The following is a 21232-nucleotide window of genomic DNA, read 5'->3' as shown; positions in this document are numbered from 1 at the left end:
GTCTGCGCAGGGGCGCGGCCCCGGTGCGGCGCGATGCATGAGCCTCACCCGTGGCGTTTTGCCGACAGCGCTTCCGGTCTGCGGAAGAACTTGATCAAGAATGGGGCTGGAGACAATGCCAATGCACATCTTGCCTGCCTTAATCCCTGCGATGCGCCGCAGCGCTGCGTGGCTGTGTGCGGCGCTGGCATTGGCCGGGAGCCTGCATGCACAGACTCCGCCCCCTGCACCCGATGCCTCTGTGGTAGCGTCTGCGGCACCATACAAACTGCGCATCGTGGGCGGCCTGGCCGGCATCAACCAGTACACCCGCCAAGAAGAACCATTCTGGAGCAAGGAGCTGCGGCGCCTGAGCAACGGGCGCTTCGAGGCCGAGATCGTCCCCTTCGACCGCGCCGGCGTGCCTGGCACCGAGATGCTGCGCCTGCTGCAGCTCGGGGTGGTGCCGTTTGGCACCACGCTCATGAGCTCGCTCACGGCCCAGTTCCCGGAGTACACCGCGCCCGATCTTGCGGGCCTGAACCCGGACATCGCCACGCTCAAGTCCACACTTGCGGCGTTTCGCCCCTATCTTGAAAAAAGCCTGCGCGACCAGTTTGGCGTCGAGATGCTGGCGGTGTATGTGTACCCGGCCCAGGTGGTGTACTGCAAGAAGCCGTTGCGGGGCCTGGCTGACCTGTCGGGCCGGCGCATCCGCGTGTCTTCGTCCACCCAGGCCGATTTTGTCGGGGCGCTGGGGGGCGTTGCGGTGCTCACGGGCTTTGCGCAGATCGTGCCCAGCCTGACGGCAGGCAATACTGAATGCGCCATCACCGGCACCATGTCCGGCAACACGCTGGGCCTGCATACGCTCACCTCGCACATGCATGCACTGCCCGTGACCTGGGGGCTCGCGCTGTTTGGGGTGAACCGCGCGGCCTGGGAGTCGCTGCCCCCCGACCTGCGGGCGCTGCTGCGGCACGAACTGCCCCGGCTGGAGGCCGCCATCTGGCAGGAGTCCGAGCGCGAAACCTCTGACGGCATGGCCTGCAACCGGGGCAGCAACGACTGCGTGGGCGGGCGCAAGGGCAGCATGGTGTTGGTGCCCGTGTCGGCGCAGGACGAGCGCAGCCGCCGCGAGATCCTGGAGACCACCGTGCTGCCGCGCTGGGTGCAGCGCTGCGGTGCGCGCTGTGCCCAGGTGTGGAACCAGACCATCGGCCCCGTGCGCGCCCTGGTCGCGACCCCGGCGAAATGAAGGAAGCCGCTACCCAGCCGCGCATCAGGGCCTTTGTCTGGGCCGGGGCATCGGTATTCATGGCAGCCGTGGTGCTGGTGTCTGCCGCCCTGGTGTGGAACGCCCGCGCCGTGGCGCTGGCCGACAACGAAGCCCAGGCCACGCGTTTTGTTGCGGGTGCGGAGGCTGCGCTCAACCGGTCCCTGCTGGCGGTGGATGTGCTCCTGGCCAGCATGGACGAGCTGATGGGCCTGTCGGGCATCATGACCGACTGGATTGACCCCGAGTTGGCCAGCCAGCGCCTGCGCAGCGGTGCCCGGCAGAACCTGATGGTGCGCTACGTGGCCCTGCTCGACGCCCAGGGCAAGACGCTCGCATCCTCTGATACGTCGGGCAGCACACTGCAGGTGCAGTTGCCCCCGGGTTTTCTGTCCGCCGTGCTGGAGCAGCCCGTCTCCACACTGATGATCAGCCCACCCGTGGTGAGCTTTGCGACAGCCGAGCGTGTGCTTTACATTGCGCGCCACCTGCGCATGGCCGACAGCTCGCGTGTGGTCGCACTCGCCGAGTTGCCCGTGGGCGCGCTCAGCTCGGTGCTGGTGCAAGGCGTGGACATCCGCGGCCTGCAGGTGACGCTGGAGCGCGCTGGTGGCCAGCTGCTGCTGAGCGTGCCCCACCGCGAGGAAGCCATCGCACCCACGCTCACCCCCCCGCTGCAGGAGATCGAAGCCCGGGGTGCGCAGTGGAAGGCGCCAGCGCGCCTGAGCGGCGCGAACGCGCTGGTGGTGTATCGCCCCATCCTCTACCAGGATCTGCGCATCTCGGCCAGCATCCCGCTGCGCGACGCGCTGGAGGGCTGGCGCGGCCAGCGCAACGCCATCACGCTCACCTGCCTGCTGTTCGTGGCCATGATCGTCGCGGCAGGCAACCTGGCGCTGCGCTATCTGCACCGCATCTCGCAGGCGCGCCTGGCGATCGCGCAGTCCAAGGCCACGCTCGACCAGGCGCTGGAATCCATGGTCAGCGGCTTTTTGCTGCTCGATGGCGAGCAACGCGTGGTGCAGTGGAACAGCAGGTTCGAGGAGATCTTCCCGTGGCTGCGCAGCGTGATGGCGCCGTCGGTGCCGTTTCGGCGCGTGATGGAAGAAACCTCCCGCCACCACCTGCCCGGTGCCAGCGAGGAGGAGCGCATGCGCTGGGTCGATCTGCGCCTTCTCAAGCAGCGGCAGCACCAGGAGCCGCACGAACAGGTGCTGCCCAACGGGCTGACCATCCAGATCACCGAGCGGCCCACGCCCGATGGCGGGCTGGTCATCTCGTACCACGACGTCACGGCCCTGCGCCGCGCCAGCGCCGAAATCGAAAACCTGGCCTTCTACGACCCGCTGACCAACCTGCCCAACCGCCGCCTGCTGATGGACCGCATGCAGCAGGTGATTGCCGCCAGCGTGCGCAGCGGGCAGTACGGGGCTTTGCTGTTTCTCGACCTGGACCACTTCAAGACGCTGAACGACACCCGTGGCCATGAGGTGGGCGACATGCTGCTGCGCCAGGTGGCCGAGCGCCTGAAGACCTGCGTGCGCCGCGAGGACACGGTGGCGCGCCTGGGCGGTGACGAGTTTGTGGTCATGCTGCACGAGTTGTCCACCCGCAGCGACGAGGCGGCCGCCTTTGCACGCCGGGTCGGAGAAAAAATCCTGCGCGCGCTGAACATGCCGTACTCGCTCGACGGAATCATCCACCACAGCACGCCCAGCATCGGCGTCACGCTGCTGGGAGGCACGCTGCAGCCGTCGGTGGATTTGCTCAAGCAGGCCGACATTGCCATGTACCAGGTCAAGTCGCAGGGGCGCAATGCGCTGTGCTTTTTTGACCCGAAGATGCAGATCGCCATCAGCGCCCGCGCGCAGCTGGAGGTGGACCTGCAGGCCGCGCTCTCGGCACGGCAGTTCGTGCTGCACTACCAGCCCCAGTTCCATCTGGACGGGCGCATCGTGGGCGCCGAGGCACTGATCCGCTGGAACCACCCGGAGCGTGGCCTCATTGCGCCGGGCGGTTTCATCAGCGTGGCGGAAGAGAGCGAACTCATCGTGCCCATGGGCCACTGGGTGCTGCGCACCGCGTGCGAGCAGCTGGCCGCCTGGGAGCAGGATGCACGCTTTCGGCACATCCAGCTGTCGGTCAACGTGAGCGCCCGGCAGTTCCGCCAGCGCGATTTTGTGGCCCGCGTGGTCGAGGTGCTGCGCGGCACGGGCGCGCGGCCGCATTTGCTCAAGCTGGAGCTGACCGAGTCGCTGGTGCTGGACGACGTGGACGACACGGTGGCCAAGATGGGCCTGCTCAAGACCAAGGGCGTGCGCTTTTCGGTGGACGACTTCGGCACCGGCTATTCGTCGCTGGCCTACCTCACGCGGCTTCCTCTGGACCAGCTCAAGATCGACCAGTCTTTTGTGCACAACCTGGGCGTGCGCCATACGGATGACGTGATCGTGCAGACCATCATCGGCATGGCGCGCAATCTGGAGCTGGATGTGATTGCCGAAGGCGTGGAAACGCAGGAGCAGAAGGACTTTCTGGCCGAACATGGTTGCCAGCTGTTTCAGGGCTACCTGCTGGGCCACCCCATGCCCGTGGCGGATCTGGAGTCTGTGCTCGACTGGGCTGCTGCGCATCCTTCGGCCTTCCCACCCCTTGCGCCATGACACCATCTCCCACAATACCCCGACTCTTTCGCACAGGCATCCGTGCGCTGCTGCTGGGTGGCGCCGCCATCTTTGCTGCGGCCCATGCCGCGCCTGTCGATGTGCAAACCCCCAGCGGAACGCTGCGATTGCAGGCGCCACCCGGCTACACCGCGCTCGACGCCGAGGAAATGCACGCCAAGTTCGGCCGCTATGGGCGGCGCCCCCTGGCCGCCTGGGGCAATGCACGCCGCACAAGCACCGTGGCCGTCACCTGGTCGCGCATGGTGCAAAAGCCGCTGACCAGCGACCAGCTGCCTGCGTTTAAAGCTTCGCTGGAGTCCACCCTGCTCAGGCTCACACCGGGCATGGTGATGCACGATGCATCGCTGGTGACCATCGCGGGACGAAGCTGGGTGCGCATGGACAGCACGGCGCCCGCAGTGGACACGTCCATCCGCAACCTCATGTACGTCACCGACCTCGGCGGGCACATGGTGGCCGTGAATTTCAACGCGACCGAGGCGGAATTTCCTGCGCAGGAGGCAGGCTTTGGCAGCGCCGCCGCCACGCTGAAGGCCGAACCGTAACGCGCGCGGATCGCGGCCTACCGCCGCGACGACACCACAATCCCGCCCACGATGAGCGCAAACGCCACACCGTGAAACACCTGCGGCGTCTCGCCCAGGAACGCTGCCGACAGGATGCCCGCGAACAGCGGCGTGAGATTGATGAAGAACCCCGCCACCGCAGGCCCCGCGCGCTGCACGCCCACGCCCCAGCAGCGGTAGGCCAGCACGGCCGGGCCCACTGCGATGAACACGAGCGCGGCAATCAGCGGCCAGCCCCATGCGATGTGGGTGCGGCCCACGGCCCATTCCACACCCGCAAAGCTGCCCGACCACGCGAGGCCAAACACCATCTGGGCCATCAGGAACGCCGCCCAGTCGCTGCGCAGGCGGGCGGGCTCGCTGGTGCGTGCCAGCAGCCAGCTGTAAAACGCCCACGAGATGGTGGCCAGCAGCATGAACACATCGCCCGGCACCAGGCGGAAAGCCAGCAGCTGCGACCACTCGCCCCGGCTGAGCACCAGCAGCACGCCACACACCGACAGCAGAGCGCCCACCACCTGCCGCCGCGTGACGGCCGCGCCGAAGAAAAGTGCCCCCACGGCCAGCATCCACACCGGCATGCTCGCGCCCACCAGTGTCACGTTGATGGGCGTGGACGTCTGCAGCGCCATGTATTGCAGGGCGTTGTACAGCCCGATGCCCAGCAGCCCCAGCATCGCGTAGCGGCGCCAGTGTGCCCACAGCGGGCTGTCGGCACGCAGCACGCTGTGGGCCAGCGGCAGCAGGATGGCAAACGCCAGCACCCAGCGAATGAAATTGAGCGTGATGGGTGGGATGAGGTCATGCACCATCCGCCCCACCACGGCGTTGCCAGCCCACAGCAGCGGTGGTATCACCAGCAGCGCCGCCGTGCCGGGCGTGAGTCTTTGCGTCATGGGCTGCACTGTAACGGTGCAGGGCAGGGCAAGGCTTTCAAATTCATGGCAGGATGGCCGCCGTTTGTCTCGCCCGTTACAGGCCTTGTGCATGGCTGTTCGAGATCCCCTTCAACACCCCTTCAAAACCCGTTATCCAGGAGCGTTTAACCATGAGCCTTGCCGTCCAGATCCGCCAGCACGGCGGTCCCGAAGAACTCCACCTTGTTGACGTTGCCGTGGGCGAGCCCGGCCCGGGCGAGATCCGCATCCGCCACCACGCCATCGGCCTCAATTTCATCGACGTCTACCACCGCACGGGGCTGTACCCCCTGAACATGCCCGCCACCATCGGCATGGAAGGTGCGGGTGTGGTCGAGGCGGTGGGCGAGGGCGTCACGCACCTGAAGGTGGGCGACCGCGCCGCTTACGCCAGCAACCCGCCCGGTGCCTACTGCGAAGTGCGCGTGATGCCCGCCAAGTGCGTGTGCAAGCTGCCGGACGCCATCAGCTTTGAAACCGGCGCGGCCATGATGCTCAAGGGCCTGACGGCGCAATACCTGCTCAAGAAAACGCTGCCGGTGGAAGGCCTGCAAAGCGGCGACCATGTGCTGTTCCATGCTGCGGCGGGTGGTGTGGGCCTGATCGCCTGCCAGTGGGCGAAGGCGCTGGGCCTGCAGCTCATCGGCACCGCAGGCAGTGATGCCAAGTGCCAGCTGGCCCTGGCCAACGGCGCGGCGCACGCCATCAACTACAGCACCGAAGACTTTGCCGCCCGGGTGAAGGAGATCACCGGCGGCAAGGGCGTGAAGGTGGTGTACGACTCGGTGGGCAAGGACACCTGGGACAAGTCGCTCGAGTGCCTGCGCCCCTTCGGCCTGATGGCCAGCTTCGGCAATGCATCGGGGCCGGTGGCTCCGTTTGCGCCGGGCAGCCTGGGTGCCAAGGGCTCGCTGTATGTCACGCGCCAGACGCTGTTCACCCACATCGCCACGCGCGAGGCCACGCAGGCCATGGCCGACGACCTGTTTGCCGTGGTGGCCAGCGGGCAGGTGAAGATCCACATCGACCAGCGCTACCCGCTGGCCGAGGTGCAGCAGGCGCACCGCGATCTGGAAGCGCGCAAGACCACCGGCTGCACCATCCTCACGCTGTGAGCGCCCTGGCCCCGCCGGCAACCTTCGACGACTGGCTGGCGCATGCCCGCCGCGCCGCGCAGCAGCCACCCGCCCAGCCGCGCCTGCCGCTGGTGGTGGGTGGGCAGGGCGTGGGCTCGGTGGCGCATGGTTTTCTTGATCAAATCGGCCCCCAGCGCTTGTGGGATAAGCGCTTTCAGCTATTGAAAAGCGAGCAATCCGAGGGCCTGGCGTGGCACATCGATGGGCTGCACGGTGGTATCACGGGCGCGCTCAACGCCCTGGCGCACGCCCTGCGCGAGCACGGCTTGTGCGGCCCCTGGCGCGACGAGCAGCTGGCCGTTTGCAACCCGGCGGGCGAGGTGGTGGGCACGGTGGAGCGTGGCGCCGTGCGCGTGCTGGGCATTGCCACGCGCGCCGTGCACCTGGTGGGCACCGCACCCGACGGGCGCATGTGGGTGCAAAAGCGCTCACTGACCAAGCCCAACAACCCCGGCCTGTGGGACACGCTGATGGGGGGCATGGTGGCGGCTGCCGATTCGCTGCCACAGGCCCTGGCGCGCGAGACGTGGGAAGAGGCCGGCCTGCGGGTGGACGCGCTGCACGGCCTGCAGCACGGCGGCCATGTGGATTTCAGCCGCCCCAGCCGCGAAGGCGGCGGCGCAGGCTACATGCGCGAGCGCATCGACTGGTTCAGCGCACAGGTGCCCGAAGGCCTGGTGCCCGAGAACCAGGACGGCGAAGTCGAACGCTTTGAGTTGCAGCCCCTGGCCACCGTGCGCGAGCAGGTGGCGCAGGGGCAGTTCACGCTCGAAGCGGGCCTGGTGATCGGCGGATTCCTGGGCCTGTAAGCACGCTATTATTTCGCTATTGAAAATATAGCTGTATGCGCAATGCTGTAAAGCGCTGAAGCCTGTTTTGGCTCAATTTTTCAAACGCCCCAGCGCCCGCAGCACATTCTCTGCCGTCGCTGGTGCGGTCAGCACCACGGGCGCAGCTGCATCGCCGCCTCGCCCCGCGGCCACGGCATTGCGCAGTGCCTCGTACACGCTGATCGCCAGCATGAACGGTGGCTCGCCCACGGCCTTGCTGCCGCCCACGTTGTCCTCGCGGTTGGCCTCGGGCCACAAGTCCACCTTGAAGTGCCGGGGGATGTCGCCCGTGGCCGGAATCTTGTAGGTGCTGGGGGCGTGGGTGGCCAGATACCCTTTGTCGTTCCACACCAGCTGCTCGGTGGTGAGCCAGCCCATGCCCTGCACAAAGCCGCCTTCGATCTGGCCGATGTCGATGGCCGGGTTGATGCTGTGGCCCACGTCGTGCAGGATGTCCACGCGCATCACGCGGCTCTCGCCGGTGAGGGTGTCGATGACGACCTCGGAGCACGCTGCGCCGTAGCTGAAGTAGTAGAACGGCCGCCCCGTGAGCGTGGCCTTGTCGTAGTGGATCTTGGGCGTGCGGTAAAAGCCGTCGCTCCACAGCTGGATGCGGTTGGCATAGGCCTCTTTCACCACGTCGCCCCACGCGCGCACCTTCTTGGGCGAGATGACCTGGCCGCCCTCGAAGCGGATGGCGCCCGCGCCACAGCCATCGAGCCCGCACACGAACGAGGCCAGGTTGTCCCGCACATTGCGGGCTGCGAACTGCGCAGCGCGGCCGTTCAGGTCGGTGCCGCTGCTGGCGGCGGTGGCGCTGGCGTTGGGCACCTTGCTGGTGTCGCTGGCGGTGACCAGCACGCGGGACAGCGGCACGCCCAGCTCGTCGGCCACGATCTGCGCCACCTTGGTGTGCAGGCCCTGGCCCATTTCGGTGCCGCCGTGGTTCACCTGCACGCTGCCATCGGTGTACACATGCACCAGTGCGCCCGCCTGGTTGAACAGCGTGGCGGTGAAGCTGATGCCGAACTTGACGGGCGTGATGGCGAGGCCGCGCTTGAGCACGGGGCTGGTGGCGTTCCACGCCGCGATGGCGGCCTGGCGGCGGCGGTAGTCGGCATTGCGCTCCAGCTGCGGCATCAGCGCGTGCAGGATGTTGTCCTCCACCGTCATCTGGTAGTGGGTGACGTTGCGGCCTTCCGAGCTGTCCTTGCCATACAGGTTGACCATGCGCACATCCTGCGCATCGCGGCCCAGCGCGCGCGCAATGTCGCCCAGGATGGCCTCGATCACGATCACGCCCTGCGGCCCGCCGAACCCGCGAAAGGCGGTGTGGCTCTGCGTATTCGTCTTGCAGCGGTACGAGGCGATTTCGACATCGCTCAGGTAATACGCGTTGTCGCTGTGGAACACGGCGCGGTCGGCCACGGGGCCGGACAGGTCGGCGCTGAAGCCGCAGTTGGCCGCCATCTGGAGCTTGAGGCCCGTGATGCGGCCGGTGTCGTCAAAACCCACGTCGTATTCGTACGCAAACGGGTGGCGCTTGCCGGTGACCATGAAGTCTTCGTCGCGGTCCAGCCGCAGCTTGACGGCGCGGCCGAACCTATTGGCAGCCACGGCGGCCCATACGGCCAGGTGACCAGCCTGGGTCTCCTTGCCGCCAAAGCCGCCGCCCATGCGGCGGCATTCCACCTTGACCGCGTGGTTGTCGATGCCCAGCGCGTGCGCCACCCAGTGCTGCACCTCGCCGGGGTGCTGGGTGCTGGAGTAGATCCACCACTGTTTTTGCTCCAGCGGCAGGGCGTAGGCGATCTGGCCTTCCAGGTAGAAGTGCTCCTGCCCGCCCACCTCAAACGCGCCTTGCAGGCGGTGCGCTGATTGCGCAAGGCCCGTGGCGGCGTCACCCCGGCGCACGAACACGGGGGGCAGCACGTAGCTTTCGGCTTTCAGTGCCTCGTGCACCGAAAGCACGGCGGGCAGTGGGGCGATGTTGAGCTTCACGGCACGCACCGCACGCCGCGCCTGCATCACCGAGTCAGCCACCACCAGGCCGATGACCTGGCCGATGTGCTGCACGGTGTCGATGGCGAACACGGGCTCGTCGTGCGCGAAGGCGGCCAGCAGTTGGTCGCCGGGCACGTCCTGCGCCAGCACCACGCCGCGCACGCCGGGCAGGGCCAGGGCGGCGCTTGCATCCACGCTGTTCAACGTGCCGTGGGCCACGGTGGAGAGGATGGGGGCGGCATACAGCGTGCCCTTTACCTCCGGCAGGTCGTCGATGTAGTGGGCGGCACCGGCCACTTGGGCGCGGGCGCTTTCGTGGATGTGCGACTGGCCCATGGCGCGCGTGCTGGCTGGCGAGCCGGGCTGTGGCGCGGGGGTGTGCGCGCTCGCTGTGGCGTCGGCAGCAGCAACTGCGGGGTCGTTCACCGCGTCGCGGCTGACGGGAAGGGGATCGCGCTGGTTCATGCTGTTTCCTCCAGGCGGAAGTTTTCCACGCTCACCGCGTCTTCGCCCTGGCTTTCGAGCCAGAACCGCTGCCACAGGCTGGCCAGCACCGCGCTGCGGTAGGCGCCACTGGCGCGCATGTCGGAGATGGGGCTGAACTCGGCCTGCAGCGCTTGCGCGGCGCGGGCGATGGTGTCGGCAGTCCAGGGCTGGCCGGTGAGTGCGGCCTCGGTCTGGCGCGCGCGGGCCGGGGTGGCAGCCACACCGCCCGCGCCAATGCTGGCGCGGCGCACCACGTCGGCTTCTATGTCCAGATTGATGACAAGGCAGACGGCAGAAATATCGTCGTCGAAGCGCTTGGAAATCTTGTAAGCCCGAAGCACTTCCGTGACGCCCGGTCTGGGCACCACGATGCGCGCCAGCAGCTCGTGGGGCGCGATCACGTTCTGGCGGTAGCCGGTGTAGAGGTCTTCCAGCGCCAGGGTGCGTTCGCCGCGCACGCTGGCCAGCACCACCTGGGAGCGCAGCGCAATCAAGAGCGGCATCGAATCGCCAATGGGCGAGCCGTTGGCCACGTTGCCCCCCAGCGTGCCCGAGTTGCGCACGGGCAGGCCCGCAAAGCGCGTGGCAAAGCTGTGCAGCTGTGGCCACTGCGCGGTCAGTGCCGCAAAGGCGTTGGTCAGCGTGACGGCGGCGCCGATGGTGATGTGGTGTGCGTCCTGCTGGATCTGCCGCAGCTCTGCCGCGCGAGTCACATCCAGAATCTGCGCGTACTGTTTGTGCTGCTTGGTCACCCACAGGCCCACATCGGTGCAGCCTGCCACGACCTGCGCCGCAGGGTGCGCGGCGCGTGCGGCCAGCAGGTCGGGCAGCGTGGTGGGTGAAATATAAGAAGAACTGGCATCTGGCGCTTGGTGGTCAAGCGCAAGCAGCTCTAGTTTTTGTAGCAAAAGCGGCTCGTTCACCGCCATCGCTGGCAGGGCGGCCATCTGCTGTGCGGCGTCCAGGATGGGGCGGTAGCCGGTGCAGCGGCACAGGTTGCCCGAGAGTTCTTCCTGCGCCAGCTCGCGGGTGATGGGTTGGCCATGGCACACATGGTTTTGGTACATGCCAAAGAGGCTCATCACGAAGCCGGGGGTACAAAAGCCGCATTGCGAGCCGTGGCACTGCACCATGGCTTCTTGTGCTGGATGGAGCGTGATGGTTTGAGCAGGAGCCGTTGCGGCATCGCCCACTGGCTGGATCAGTGGGTCTTCCGCCAGGTCCTCCACCGTCCACAGCGCCATGCCATCCACCGAATGCGCCAGGCGGATGCAGCTGTTCACCGCGCTGTAGTGCAGCTTGCCGCCGCGCGCCTCGCCCAGCACCACGGTGCAGGCGCCGCAGTCGCCTTCGCCGCAACCTTCCTTGGTGCCGGTGCAGCCCAGGTCTTCGCGCAGCACCTCCAGCAGGGTGCGGTCGGGTGGTACATTGCCCAGCGCCACGGGCTGGCCTCGGCGCAGGAATTGCAAGGGTCTTGTTGTCATGACAAACGCCACTTCGATCTTGGATGGAAAGGTTCAGCAGAGGGTAGAACGCAGTCCCGCTACCGGCATATGCGCAAGCTTATGGCACCCATGCCCCCACCGCTATGAGAGACCACGCCCTTTTCGACAAGATAGACCTCCATCTCATAAGGGTCTTGCACACCGTGCTCACAGAACGCAGCGTATCGAGGGCCGCCGTCCGCCTGGGCATGCACCAGCCGGCAGTTTCGGCTGCGCTCAAGCGCCTGCGCGACCTGTCGGGCGACCCGCTCTTGGTGCGCTCGGGCGCCAGCATGATGCCCACCGACGCCGCGCTGCGCATGGTGGAGCCTGCAGGCGCGATCCTGCGTGCGGCGGAGGCCCTGTTTTCGGATGCGCGTGGCTTTGACCCGCGCACGGCCACCCGCACCTTCCGTGTGGCGGCCAGCGACTACCTCGACCCACTTTTTTTACCCCAGCTCGTGGCGCGCATCAAGGTCGAAGCCCCTTTGTGCCCGATCGAAATTTTGCCCCTGTCGGCCGACGCGCACTACCACGCGCACCTGGCCCAGGGCGAGGTGGACGTGGTGATCGGCAACTGGCCCCAGCCGCCGGATGACCTGCACATGGGCCGCCTGTTTGGCGACGAGGTGGTGTGCCTGGTCAGCAAGGACCACCCCGCCGTGCGGCGCGGCTGGGACGTGGAAAGCTGGCTGGCCGCCGAGCACATTGCGCCCACGCCCACCCACCCCGGCGCGCGCGGCGTGATCGACGCCCACCTGGACAGCCTCTCCATGCAGCGTCACATCACGGCGCGCTGTGCGCATTTCAGCCTGATCCCCAGCATCGTGGCATCGAGCTTGCTTGTGCTGACCACCGGCCGCCAGTACTGCGAACGGTATGTCGAGCAACTGCCGCTGGCCATCCTGCCCTGCCCGGTGCCGTTTCCCCGGCTCATGTATTACCAGCTGTGGCATGCACGCACGCACCACTCGGCCGCGGCGGCCTGGTTGCGCGAATGTGTGAAAACCGTGGCTGCTTCGCTACGAAAAGAATAGCTGTTGGCGCATGCTGAATAAGCGCAAGAAGGTGTTTTGATTCTTATAACAAGTTGTAAAACTGAGAGACAATCCCCCGCATGAGTTCTCCCCCCAATCCTTTAGCGCCTGGTGCGGCGCCGCCACGGCTGCAGCTGGTGGGCATCACCAAACGCTACCCGGCCGTGGTGGCCAACAGCGGCGTGTCGCTCACGGTGCTGCCGGGTGAAATCCACGCCGTGCTGGGCGAAAACGGCGCGGGCAAGTCCACGCTGATGAAAATCATCTACGGCTCGGTCAAGCCCGACGAAGGCAGCGTGTTCTTCAACGGCCAGGCCGTGCAGGTGCGCAACCCGCAAGAGGCGCGGGCCCTGGGCATTGCCATGGTGTTCCAGCATTTCAGCCTGTTTGACACCCTCACCGTGGCCGAGAACGTGTGGCTGGGGCTGGACAAGAGCCTGACGCTGGCCGAAGTGACCAGCCGCATCACCGCCAAGGCCGCCGAGTACGGCCTCGACATCGACCCCCTGCGCCCCGTGCACACCCTGAGCGTGGGCGAGATGCAGCGCGTGGAGATCATCCGCGCGCTGCTCACCGCGCCCAAGGTGCTGATCCTGGACGAGCCCACTTCGGTGCTCACGCCCCAGGCGGTCGAAAAGCTCTTTGTGGTGCTGCGCAAGCTCGCCAGTGAGGGCTGCAGCATCCTCTACATCAGCCACAAGCTGCACGAAATTCGGGCGCTGTGCACCGCCTGCACCGTGCTGCGCGGCGGCAAGGTCACGGGCGTGTGCAACCCGGCCGAGGAATCCAATGCGTCCCTGTCGCGGCTGATGATCGGCGCCGAGCCGCCCGCGCTGGAGCACCGTGCCGTGCAGACAGGCGCTACCGTGCTGCGCGTGCAGGGCCTGTCGCTGCCGCGCGCCGACCAGTTTGGGGTGGACTTGATCGACCTGCAGTTCGAGGTGAAGGCAGGCGAAGTGGTGGGCATTGCTGGCGTGTCGGGCAACGGGCAGAGAGAGTTGCTCTATGCCCTGTCGGGCGAAGACCAGCGCGCGGAGCCCGCCAGCATCCAGGTCTCCGGCCAGAATGCAGGCCGCATGGCGCCCAACCAGCGCCGCGCCTTGGGCCTGCACTTTGTGCCCGAAGAGCGCCTGGGGCGCGGCGCCGTGCCCACCATGGGCCTGGCGCACAACCTGCTGCTCACGCGCACCAATGCGGTCAGCGGCAGTGGCTGGATCAAGGTGGGTGCGCTGCAAAAGCATGCCGAAGACATCATCCGGCGCTTCAATGTGAAGGCGGGTGGCCCCAACGCGGCGGCCAAGTCGCTGTCGGGCGGCAACCTGCAGAAGTTCATCGTGGGGCGCGAGATCGATGCCAACCCGAAGCTGCTCATCGTCTCGCAGCCCACCTGGGGCGTGGATGTGGGGGCTGCGGCGCAGATCCGGGGCTCCATCCTGGCGCTGCGTGATGCGGGCTGCGCCGTGCTGGTGGTGAGTGAGGAGCTGGACGAATTGTTTGAAATCTGCGACCGGCTGCATGTGGTGGCCAAGGGGCATCTGTCGCCCTCCGTGGACCGCGCAGACGCGACGGTGGAGCGCATTGGTGAATGGATGAGCGGGCTGTGGCATGCCGATGTGCAGGCCCACCTGGCGCACAAGGCGCAGGCTGGGGAGGTGCACCATGCTTAAGCTGGAACCGCGCCCCCAGGCGTCCAGGCTCTGGACCTACGGCTCGCCCTTGCTGGCGCTGGCGTTTACGGTGTTGATCGGTATCGCGCTGTTTGTGGCGCTGGGTAAAGACCCGGTGCGCGGGCTGCAGGTGTTCTTCTGGGAGCCCGTCAAGTCGCAGTACGCCATCGGTGAACTCATGGTCAAGGCCACGCCGCTGTTATTGATTGCGCTGGGGTTGGCCGTGTGCTTTCGCTCCAACGTGTGGAACATCGGGGCCGAAGGGCAGTTTGTGATCGGCGCGGTCACGGCCGGGGGCATGGCGCTGCTGGCCGACAAGACCACGGGCCCGTGGATCGTGCCCGCCATCCTGCTTGCGGGTGTGCTGGGCGGCATGGTGTGGGCGGGGCTTACGGCCTTGCTGCGCGACAAGTTCAACGCCAACGAGATCCTGGTGAGCCTGATGCTGGTCTATGTGGCCACGCTGGTGCTGGGCTACCTGGTCTATGGCCCGTGGAAGGACCCCATGGGCTACAACTTTCCGCAGACCAAGACGTTCGAGAAAGTGACGCAGATCCCGCGCCTGATGCAGGGCTCGAGAGTGTCCATCGGCCTTTTGCTGGCGCTGGCTGGGGCGGCCGCGCTGTGGGTGTTCCTGTTTCGCACACGTGCGGGTTTTGCGCAGCAGGTGGGCGGCCTGGCGCCGGCGGCGGCACGCTATGCGGGCTTTTCGTCGCGCAAGGCGCTGTGGACGGCGCTGCTCATCTCGGGTGGCGCAGCGGGCCTGGCGGGCGCGCTGGAGGTGGCCGGGCCCATCGGCCAGCTCACACCGTACGTGCCCGCAGGCTACGGCTTTGCGGCCATCATCGTGGCGTTTGTGGGGCGCCTGCACCCTGTTGGAATGATCCTTTCGGCCATCCTGATGAGCATGTTCTACATCGGTGGGGAGCTGGCGCAGTCGCGCCTGGGCCTGCCCAAGTCGCTCACGGGCGTGTTCCAGGGCCTGCTGCTGTTCACGTTGCTCGCGTGTGACACGCTGATCGCCTACCGCATCCGCTGGGTGGGCCGCAAGAAAGGAGGTGTCTGATGGAGTCGTATGCACTGCTCATCGGCGCCACGCTCAGCGCGGGCACGGTGCTGGCCATTGCGGCCCTGGGCCTGCTCATCAACGAGAAGGCGGGCATCGTCAACCTGGGGGCTGAGGGCATGATGCTCTGCGCCGCCATCGCCGGCTTTGCCACCGTGGTGCACACGGGCAACACCTGGCTGGGCTTTGCGGCGGGCATGGCCGCCGGGGCACTGCTGGCCGCCATCTTTGGCGTGCTGGTGATCTGGCTCAACACCAACCAGTACGCCACGGGGCTCGCGCTCAGCCTGTTTGGTGTGGGCTTCTCGGCGTTTGCCGGTATCAGCTACGTGCAGGCCAAGTTGCCAGAGCTGCCCAAGTACGCCATTCCGGTGCTCGGCGACATTCCGCTGGTGGGCCCTGCGCTGTTCCGCCAGCACCCGCTGGTGTACCTCACCATGCTGCTGGTGGCGGGGTTGATCTGGTTTTTGTACCGCTCGCGCGCGGGGCTGGTGCTGCGCTCGGTGGGCGAGTCGCCCGAGTCGGCGCACGCACTGGGTTACCCGGTGCGCCGCATCCGCCTGGCCGCGGTGGTGGCCGGGGGCGCGCTGTGCGGGCTGGCAGGTGCGTACATCTCCACCGTGTACACACCGCTGTGGGTGGAGGGCATGGTGGCCGGTCGCGGCTGGATCGCGCTGGCGCTCACCACTTTTGCCACCTGGCGCCCGGCACGGGTGTTGCTTGGTGCTTATCTGTTTGGCGGCGTGACCATGCTGCAGTTCCACTTGCAGGCCACGGGTGTGCAGGTAGCCAGCCAATTGCTCTCCATGCTGCCGTATGTGGCCACCATCGTGGTGCTGGCGCTGATTTCGCGCAATCCGGCATGGATTCGCATCAACATGCCTGCGTCACTGGGCAAGCCGTTTTATCCCGGCTCATAATTATTGTTTTCGCGTGTTTCAACCCCCAACGTTCTCAAGAAGGAACCGACATGACTGATCTGCAGAAACGCTCCATGCTCAAGGTGGCAGCGCTCTCCGCCGTTGCTGCTGCCGCGCTCGTGGGCTGTGGCAAGAAGGAAGAACCGGCACCGGCCCCTGCGCCTGCGCCGGCCCCTGTGGCAGAAGCCCCTGCCCCCAAGCCCGAGCCGCTGAAGATCGCCTTTGCCTATGTCGGCCCGGTGGGCGACGGCGGCTGGACCTTCGCGCACGACAACGGACGCAAGGCCATCGAAAAGGAATTCGGCGACAAGGTCGTCACCAGTTTTGTCGAGAGCGTGCCCGAATCCGCTGACGCCGAGCGCGTGCTGCGCGACCTGGCCGGCCAGGGCAACAAGCTGATCTTTGGCACCACCTTCGGCTACATGGAATCCATGCTCAAGGTGGCAGCCGACAACCCTGGCATCAAGTTCGAGCATGCCACCGGCTACAAGACGGCCGATAACCTGCGTACCTATGACAGCCGCACCTACGAAGGCGCGTACATGGCCGGTGTGATCGCGGGCGCCATGACCAAGTCCAACACGCTGGGCGTGGTCGGCTCGGTGCCCATCCCCGAAGTGATCCGCAACATCAACAGCTTCACCATGGGCGCCCAGTCGGTCAACCCCAAGGTCAAGACCAAGGTGGTGTGGGTGAACGAGTGGTTCAGCCCACCGAAGGAAACCGAAGCCGCCACCAGCCTGATCAACGGCGGCGCTGACGTGCTGTTCCAGAACACCGATTCGCCCGCCGTGCTGAAGACAGCGCAGGAAAAGGGCAAGCGCGCCTTCGGCTGGGACAGCGACATGACCGCCTACGGCCCCAAGGCGCACCTGGCATCGGCCGTGATCAACTGGGGCCCGTACTACGTGAAGGCCACCAAGGACGCGCTGGAAGGCACCTGGAGCACCAGCCAGAGCTGGTGGGGCGTGAAGGAAGGCGCGATCGACATCGTTTCCATCGCCGAAGACGTGCCTGCCGACATCAAGGCCAAAGTCGAAGAGATCAAGAAGGGCCTGGCCGATGGCACCTACAACATCTGGAAGGGCCCTATCGTCGGTCAGGACGGCAAGGAAGTGCTGGCCAAGGATGTGGTCGCCGATGACAAGTTCCTGGGCGGTGTGAACTTCTACGTCAAGGGCGTGGAAGGCAAGATCCCCGGCGGTGAAAAGAAGTAAGCAAGTCGAAAAATGAGTGGGCCTATGGGCCTGCTGCGCTTGGAGAGGGTCGCCTGCGGGGGGCCCTTTTCCATTTCTGTTCTGGATTTATAGGTGCTGGCAGATGGTCGAATCAGGCTTTTGGCATCCGGTGGCGTTGGTGGGCGATGTGGCGCAGGCGCCTGTTGCCGTTCAGCTTCTGGAGCAACCCGTGGTGGTGTGGCGCGACGCAGCGGGTGCGGTGCAAGCGTTTGCCGACCAGTGTCCGCACCGTGGAGCCCGGCTGTCGCTGGGCCGCGTTACACCGCAAGGCCAACTGGAGTGCCCGTACCACGGCTGGCAGTTTGCGGCGGGCGGCCGCTGCACCCATGTGCCCGCGCTACCCGCGTTTGTGCCGCCGCCCGGGCACTGCGCGCGTGCTTTTGAGGCGCGCGAAGCCCATGGCCTGGTCTGGCTGCGCATGGAGCCGGGCGCCACGGCGCTGCCCGCATTCAAGGCCGAAGATGACGCGCGCCTGCGCAAGCTCAACTGCGGGCCTTACGACGTGGCGGCGAGCGCGCCGCGCATCATCGAAAATTTTCTGGACATGTCGCACTTCGGCTTTGTGCACGAAGGCTGGCTGGGCAGCCGCGATGCCACGGCCATCGACGACTACCGTGTGGAGGCCACGCCCACCGGGTTGCTTGCCACCGGCTGCAAGGCCTGGCAGCCGCAGTCCAACCTGCACTCCACGGCCCCGGCGCAGGTCGAGTACACCTACGAAGTCACGTCGCCCTATGCAGCCGTGCTGACCAAGGTGCCCGAGACGGGCACCACGGCCGTGGATGGCTGGCGCGAGTCCATTGCGCTGTTCATCTGCCCGGTCACCCCGGTGCGCAGCCGGGTGTGGTTTCGCCTGGCGGTGGCAGATTTTGAGTCGCCCGACGAGAAGCTGCAGGCCTTTCAGCACACCATCTTCACGCAGGACCAGCCGGTGCTGGAGTCGCAGGTGCCTCAGTGTCTGCCGCTGGACCTGCGCGCAGAGTTGCATACCGCTGCCGACAAGGCATCATCTGCCTACCGCCGCTTTTTGCGCCAGAGCGGTATCACCTTTGGAGTCTGCTGATGTTTAAAGTGCCCCCCATTTCCGCCGAGCGCCTGCCGGGCCTGTTGCGCGCCATGCCCAAGGCCGAGCTGCACATCCACATCGAGGGCTCGCTGGAGCCCGAGCTGATTTTTGCGCTGGCGCAGCGCAACGGGCTGACCTTGCCCTATGCCAGCGTGCAAGAGCTGCGCAACGCCTACGCGTTTACCAACCTGCAGAGCTTTCTGGACATCTACTACGCGGGGGCCAGCGTGCTGTTGCACGAGCAGGATTTTTATGACATGGCGCGCGCCTACTTGGGGCGCGCGGCGCGCGACAACGTGCTGCACACCGAAATCTTCTTTGACCCGCAAACCCATACCGAGCGCGGCGTGGCGATGGAAACCGTGATCAACGGCCTGCACCGCGCCTGCGAAGACGCGCGCACCGAGCTGGGCATCAGCGCCACGCTGATCCTGTGTTTCCTGCGCCACCTGAGCGAGGAATCCGCGTTTGAAACGCTGGAGCAGGCCATGCCGCTCATCGACAAGATCGTGGGTGTGGGCCTGGATTCCAGCGAACTGGGTCACCCGCCGGAAAAATTTGCCCGCGTGTTCGCCCGCTGCCGTGAGCTGGGCCTGCACCTGGTCGCCCACGCGGGCGAGGAGGGCCCGCCGGCCTACATCTGGAGCGCGCTCGATGTGCTGAAGGTCGAGCGCATCGACCACGGCGTGCAGGCGGTGCACGACGCGGCGCTGATGCAGCGCCTGGCGCAGGACCGCATTGCACTGACGGTGTGCCCGCTGTCGAACCAGAAGCTGTGCGTGTTCCCTAACCTCGCAGACCACAATCTGGGAAAGCTGCTGGATGCAGGCCTGGCGGCCACCGTCAATTCAGACGACCCGGCGTACTTTGGCGGCTACATCAACGACAACTTCACGCAGGTGTTTGCCGCAACCGGGCTCACGGTGCGCAATGCCTACCAGCTGGCCTTCAACAGCTTTGAGGCCAGTTTTGCCAGCAACGCGGACAAACGCGTGTGGGAGCACAAGCTCAAGGAGACCTTCGAGCGCTACGTCGAGCACGACTACTGACTGGCGGCGCCCGGCACCGGCGTGGACGCCAGAGCGCCGCGCAGCTGCTGCGCGTAACCCTGCAGCACCTGTGCACCGGGTTCCTTGCGGGGCCAGCTCAGTGCGATTCCGTCTTGCGCATGGCGGGGCACCACGTGCATGTGGAAATGGAACACGGTCTGGTCGCCTTCGCGGCCATTGGCCTGCAGCAGCGTGAGCCCCGGAGGGTTGAAGATGGTCTGCACCGCATGGGCCACGCGCTGGGCCGTCTGCATGACGGCGGCGGCCTCTTCGGCGGTGATATCCAGCAAGGTGGCGGCGTGGCGCTTGGTGGCCACCAGCACATGGCCGGGGTTCACCTGGCCGATGTCCATGAAGGCGATGGTCAGGGCATCCTCATAGACATCGGCATACGGGATCTCGCCAGCCACCAGGCGGCAGAAAATGCACTGTCCCGGGGGCGAGGTGTCTACAAACATGGGCATGCAGTGGCTCCTTGGCAATGGCAAATCAGCCGGCATCGTATCCGGGGCTGCGTGTCGGCCACGGCTGCTGCGGTAAAATGCGCCGCAAAGACCGCTGTCCCGGCGGTCTTTTTGTTTTTGCCTTCCGGGACCATGTAGAGGAACACCATGTACAAAAACCTCGCCACCGCACTGCGTGCGGCTTGTGTGAGTGCGCTTGCGGGCGCCGTATTCATCTCCCCCGTTTTTGCCCAGTCGGGTGCCCCCAGCGCCAGGGTGCAGCCAGCCCCGCCGATCAAGGCAGGGTTTGTCTATGTCACGCCGGTCACCGAAGCGGGCTGGACGCGCCAGCACGAAGAGGGACGCAAGGCGGTGCAAGCCGCACTGGGCGGTCAGGTCACAACCACCTTTGTAGAGAACGTGGCCGAAGGCGCCGATGCCGAGCGCGTGATCCGCGATCTGGCGGCCACGGGCCACCAGATCATCTTCACCCCCAGCTTTGGCTACATGGAGCCCACGCTCAAGGTGGCGCAGGACTACCCCAACGTCAAGTTTGAATCCATCACCGGCTACAAGCAGTCCGCCAATGTGGCCACCGCCAACGCGCGGTACTACGAAGGCCGTTACCTGGCCGGCATGGCGGCAGGGCGCATGAGCAAGACCGGTGTGGCCGGGTTCGTGGCCGGGTTTCCCATCCCCGAAGTGCTGCAGGGTATCAACGCGTTCACGCTCGGTATGCGATCGGTCAACCCGCAGGCCACCGTCAAGGTGGTGTGGCTCAACGTCTGGTTTGACCCGCCCAGGGAGCGTGATGCCGCGATGGCATTGTTCAACCAGGATGTGGACGTGATTGCCTTTCACACCGGCTCTACGGCCGTGATGGCGGCCGCACAGGAGCGCGGAAAGATGGCAGTGGCCTACCACTCCGACATGCGGCGTACCGGGCCGGACGCGCAGATCGTGGCCGTCACGCACCAGTGGGGCCGCTATTACACCGAGCGCGTTCGTGCTGCGGCCAATGGCACCTGGAAAAGCGGCGACCTGTGGGGCGGTGTGCGCGAGGGCATGATCCGCGTCGGCGACTTTGGCACCCGTGTGCCGGCGGCGGTGCAGCAGGAGGTGCTGAACGCGCAAAAGGCCATTGGAGCGGGCACGCTCCAGCCTTTCCGTGCGGGCAAGACCCCTGTGCGTGACAACGACGGGCAAGAGCGCATCGCCGCAGGCCAGGCGCTGGGTGATGCTCAGATCCTGCAGATGAACTGGCTGGTGGAAGGCGTGGTGGGCAAGCTGGCGCGTTGAGCGCCCCTTGCTGTCACGTACGGCCCGGGCCCATGCCCCGCAAGCTGCATCCATAGCCACTATGGGGTGCGCCGTATGCGGA

The 21232-nt window shown here is 66.3% G+C and carries 17 protein-coding genes; 13 read left to right on the top strand and 4 right to left on the bottom strand.

Going from position 1 to position 21232, the window contains the following annotated elements:
• Positions 1-130: 130 nt before the first annotated feature.
• From AAFF19_RS17995 to AAFF19_RS17985, 3 genes are read left to right on the top strand one after another with little or no spacing between them, the layout of a single operon-like run.
• Entirely contained in the window at positions 131-1237 is a 1107-nt protein-coding gene (locus AAFF19_RS17995; RefSeq protein ID WP_342720712.1) for a TRAP transporter substrate-binding protein, read from the top strand.
• A complete protein-coding gene (locus tag AAFF19_RS17990) occupies positions 1234-3918 on the top strand; it encodes an EAL domain-containing protein (RefSeq protein WP_342720710.1) in 2685 nt (894 codons plus the stop codon). The genes AAFF19_RS17995 and AAFF19_RS17990 overlap by 4 nt, the downstream gene beginning before the upstream one ends.
• Positions 3915-4487: a hypothetical protein gene (locus AAFF19_RS17985; RefSeq protein ID WP_342720709.1), complete on the top strand. Its 573-nt coding sequence runs from the start codon at positions 3915-3917 to the stop codon at positions 4485-4487. The genes AAFF19_RS17990 and AAFF19_RS17985 overlap by 4 nt, the downstream gene beginning before the upstream one ends.
• A 17-nt stretch (positions 4488-4504) precedes the next feature.
• Here the strand turns inward: AAFF19_RS17985 and AAFF19_RS17980 are convergent, their stop codons facing one another.
• Positions 4505-5404 (bottom strand): DMT family transporter, encoded by a 900-nt coding sequence (locus AAFF19_RS17980; RefSeq protein ID WP_182118678.1) that lies wholly within the window; start codon positions 5402-5404, stop codon positions 4505-4507.
• Positions 5405-5556: 152 nt separating this feature from the next.
• Between AAFF19_RS17980 and AAFF19_RS17975 the strand changes: the two genes are divergently transcribed.
• Together AAFF19_RS17975 and AAFF19_RS17970 are read left to right on the top strand one after the other, a co-directional pair.
• Entirely contained in the window at positions 5557-6540 is a 984-nt protein-coding gene (locus AAFF19_RS17975; RefSeq protein ID WP_008907283.1) for a quinone oxidoreductase, read from the top strand.
• On the top strand, positions 6537-7370 hold the full coding sequence (locus AAFF19_RS17970; protein WP_342720708.1) for an NUDIX domain-containing protein: 834 nt from the start codon (positions 6537-6539) through the stop codon (positions 7368-7370). The genes AAFF19_RS17975 and AAFF19_RS17970 overlap by 4 nt, the downstream gene beginning before the upstream one ends.
• Positions 7371-7442: 72 nt before the next feature.
• Here the strand turns inward: AAFF19_RS17970 and xdhB are convergent, their stop codons facing one another.
• Together xdhB and xdhA are read right to left on the bottom strand one after the other, a co-directional pair.
• Entirely contained in the window at positions 7443-9860 is a 2418-nt protein-coding gene (xdhB, locus tag AAFF19_RS17965; RefSeq protein WP_342720707.1) for a xanthine dehydrogenase molybdopterin binding subunit, read from the bottom strand.
• A complete protein-coding gene (xdhA, locus tag AAFF19_RS17960) occupies positions 9857-11365 on the bottom strand; it encodes a xanthine dehydrogenase small subunit (RefSeq protein WP_342720706.1) in 1509 nt (502 codons plus the stop codon). The genes xdhB and xdhA overlap by 4 nt, the downstream gene beginning before the upstream one ends.
• Positions 11366-11469: 104 nt before the next feature.
• Between xdhA and AAFF19_RS17955 the strand changes: the two genes are divergently transcribed.
• From AAFF19_RS17955 to AAFF19_RS17925, 7 genes are all read left to right on the top strand, one after another.
• Positions 11470-12402, top strand: coding sequence for a LysR family transcriptional regulator (locus AAFF19_RS17955; RefSeq protein WP_342720705.1), 933 nt, complete (start codon positions 11470-11472; stop codon positions 12400-12402).
• Positions 12403-12482: 80 nt separating this feature from the next.
• Positions 12483-14069: an ABC transporter ATP-binding protein gene (locus AAFF19_RS17950; protein WP_034695947.1), complete on the top strand. Its 1587-nt coding sequence runs from the start codon at positions 12483-12485 to the stop codon at positions 14067-14069.
• Positions 14062-15135, top strand: coding sequence for an ABC transporter permease (locus AAFF19_RS17945; protein WP_008907289.1), 1074 nt, complete (start codon positions 14062-14064; stop codon positions 15133-15135). The genes AAFF19_RS17950 and AAFF19_RS17945 overlap by 8 nt, the downstream gene beginning before the upstream one ends.
• Positions 15135-16055, top strand: coding sequence for an ABC transporter permease (locus AAFF19_RS17940; RefSeq protein ID WP_342720703.1), 921 nt, complete (start codon positions 15135-15137; stop codon positions 16053-16055). The genes AAFF19_RS17945 and AAFF19_RS17940 overlap by 1 nt, the downstream gene beginning before the upstream one ends.
• Before the next feature lie 50 nt (positions 16056-16105).
• Positions 16106-17272, top strand: coding sequence for a BMP family ABC transporter substrate-binding protein (locus AAFF19_RS17935; protein WP_342720702.1), 1167 nt, complete (start codon positions 16106-16108; stop codon positions 17270-17272).
• Positions 17273-17375: 103 nt separating this feature from the next.
• Positions 17376-18356, top strand: coding sequence for an aromatic ring-hydroxylating dioxygenase subunit alpha (locus AAFF19_RS17930; RefSeq protein ID WP_342720701.1), 981 nt, complete (start codon positions 17376-17378; stop codon positions 18354-18356).
• A complete protein-coding gene (locus AAFF19_RS17925) occupies positions 18356-19408 on the top strand; it encodes an adenosine deaminase (protein WP_342720700.1) in 1053 nt (350 codons plus the stop codon). Before AAFF19_RS17930 ends, AAFF19_RS17925 begins: the two co-directional genes overlap by 1 nt.
• Here the strand turns inward: AAFF19_RS17925 and AAFF19_RS17920 are convergent.
• Positions 19402-19872 carry an HIT family protein gene (locus tag AAFF19_RS17920; RefSeq protein ID WP_342720699.1) on the bottom strand — a complete coding sequence of 157 codons (471 nt, stop codon included), beginning with the start codon at positions 19870-19872 and terminating at the stop codon, positions 19402-19404. The two genes, AAFF19_RS17925 and AAFF19_RS17920, sit on opposite strands and share 7 nt — an antisense overlap.
• Before the next feature lie 147 nt (positions 19873-20019).
• Between AAFF19_RS17920 and AAFF19_RS17915 the strand changes: the two genes are divergently transcribed.
• A complete protein-coding gene (locus tag AAFF19_RS17915) occupies positions 20020-21150 on the top strand; it encodes a BMP family ABC transporter substrate-binding protein (protein ID WP_342720698.1) in 1131 nt (376 codons plus the stop codon).
• Positions 21151-21232 lie beyond the last annotated feature (82 nt).

The organism is Acidovorax sp. FHTAMBA (assembly GCF_038958875.1).
Taxonomy (GTDB): Bacteria; Pseudomonadota; Gammaproteobacteria; order Burkholderiales; family Burkholderiaceae_C; genus Acidovorax.
Note: the sequence above shows the minus strand (reverse complement) of the source record. Positions and strands in the feature narration are given on the sequence as shown.

Excerpts from the sequence above, each read along its gene's own strand:
- AAFF19_RS17925 (WP_342720700.1), top strand. The coding sequence starts at position 18,356 with ATGTTTAAAGTGCCCCCCATTTCCGCCGAGCGCCTGCCGGGCCTGTTG.
- AAFF19_RS17940 (WP_342720703.1), top strand. The coding sequence starts at position 15,135 with ATGGAGTCGTATGCACTGCTCATCGGCGCCACGCTCAGCGCGGGCACG.
- AAFF19_RS17935 (WP_342720702.1), top strand. The coding sequence starts at position 16,106 with ATGACTGATCTGCAGAAACGCTCCATGCTCAAGGTGGCAGCGCTCTCC.
- xdhA (WP_342720706.1), bottom strand. The coding sequence starts at position 11,365 with ATGACAACAAGACCCTTGCAATTCCTGCGCCGAGGCCAGCCCGTGGCG.
- AAFF19_RS17985 (WP_342720709.1), top strand. The coding sequence starts at position 3,915 with ATGACACCATCTCCCACAATACCCCGACTCTTTCGCACAGGCATCCGT.
- AAFF19_RS17955 (WP_342720705.1), top strand. The coding sequence starts at position 11,470 with ATGAGAGACCACGCCCTTTTCGACAAGATAGACCTCCATCTCATAAGG.
- AAFF19_RS17990 (WP_342720710.1), top strand. The coding sequence starts at position 1,234 with ATGAAGGAAGCCGCTACCCAGCCGCGCATCAGGGCCTTTGTCTGGGCC.
- xdhB (WP_342720707.1), bottom strand. The coding sequence starts at position 9,860 with ATGAACCAGCGCGATCCCCTTCCCGTCAGCCGCGACGCGGTGAACGAC.
- AAFF19_RS17950 (WP_034695947.1), top strand. The coding sequence starts at position 12,483 with ATGAGTTCTCCCCCCAATCCTTTAGCGCCTGGTGCGGCGCCGCCACGG.
- AAFF19_RS17980 (WP_182118678.1), bottom strand. The coding sequence starts at position 5,404 with ATGACGCAAAGACTCACGCCCGGCACGGCGGCGCTGCTGGTGATACCA.
- AAFF19_RS17975 (WP_008907283.1), top strand. The coding sequence starts at position 5,557 with ATGAGCCTTGCCGTCCAGATCCGCCAGCACGGCGGTCCCGAAGAACTC.
- AAFF19_RS17945 (WP_008907289.1), top strand. The coding sequence starts at position 14,062 with ATGCTTAAGCTGGAACCGCGCCCCCAGGCGTCCAGGCTCTGGACCTAC.
- AAFF19_RS17920 (WP_342720699.1), bottom strand. The coding sequence starts at position 19,872 with ATGCCCATGTTTGTAGACACCTCGCCCCCGGGACAGTGCATTTTCTGC.
- AAFF19_RS17930 (WP_342720701.1), top strand. The coding sequence starts at position 17,376 with ATGGTCGAATCAGGCTTTTGGCATCCGGTGGCGTTGGTGGGCGATGTG.
- AAFF19_RS17915 (WP_342720698.1), top strand. The coding sequence starts at position 20,020 with ATGTACAAAAACCTCGCCACCGCACTGCGTGCGGCTTGTGTGAGTGCG.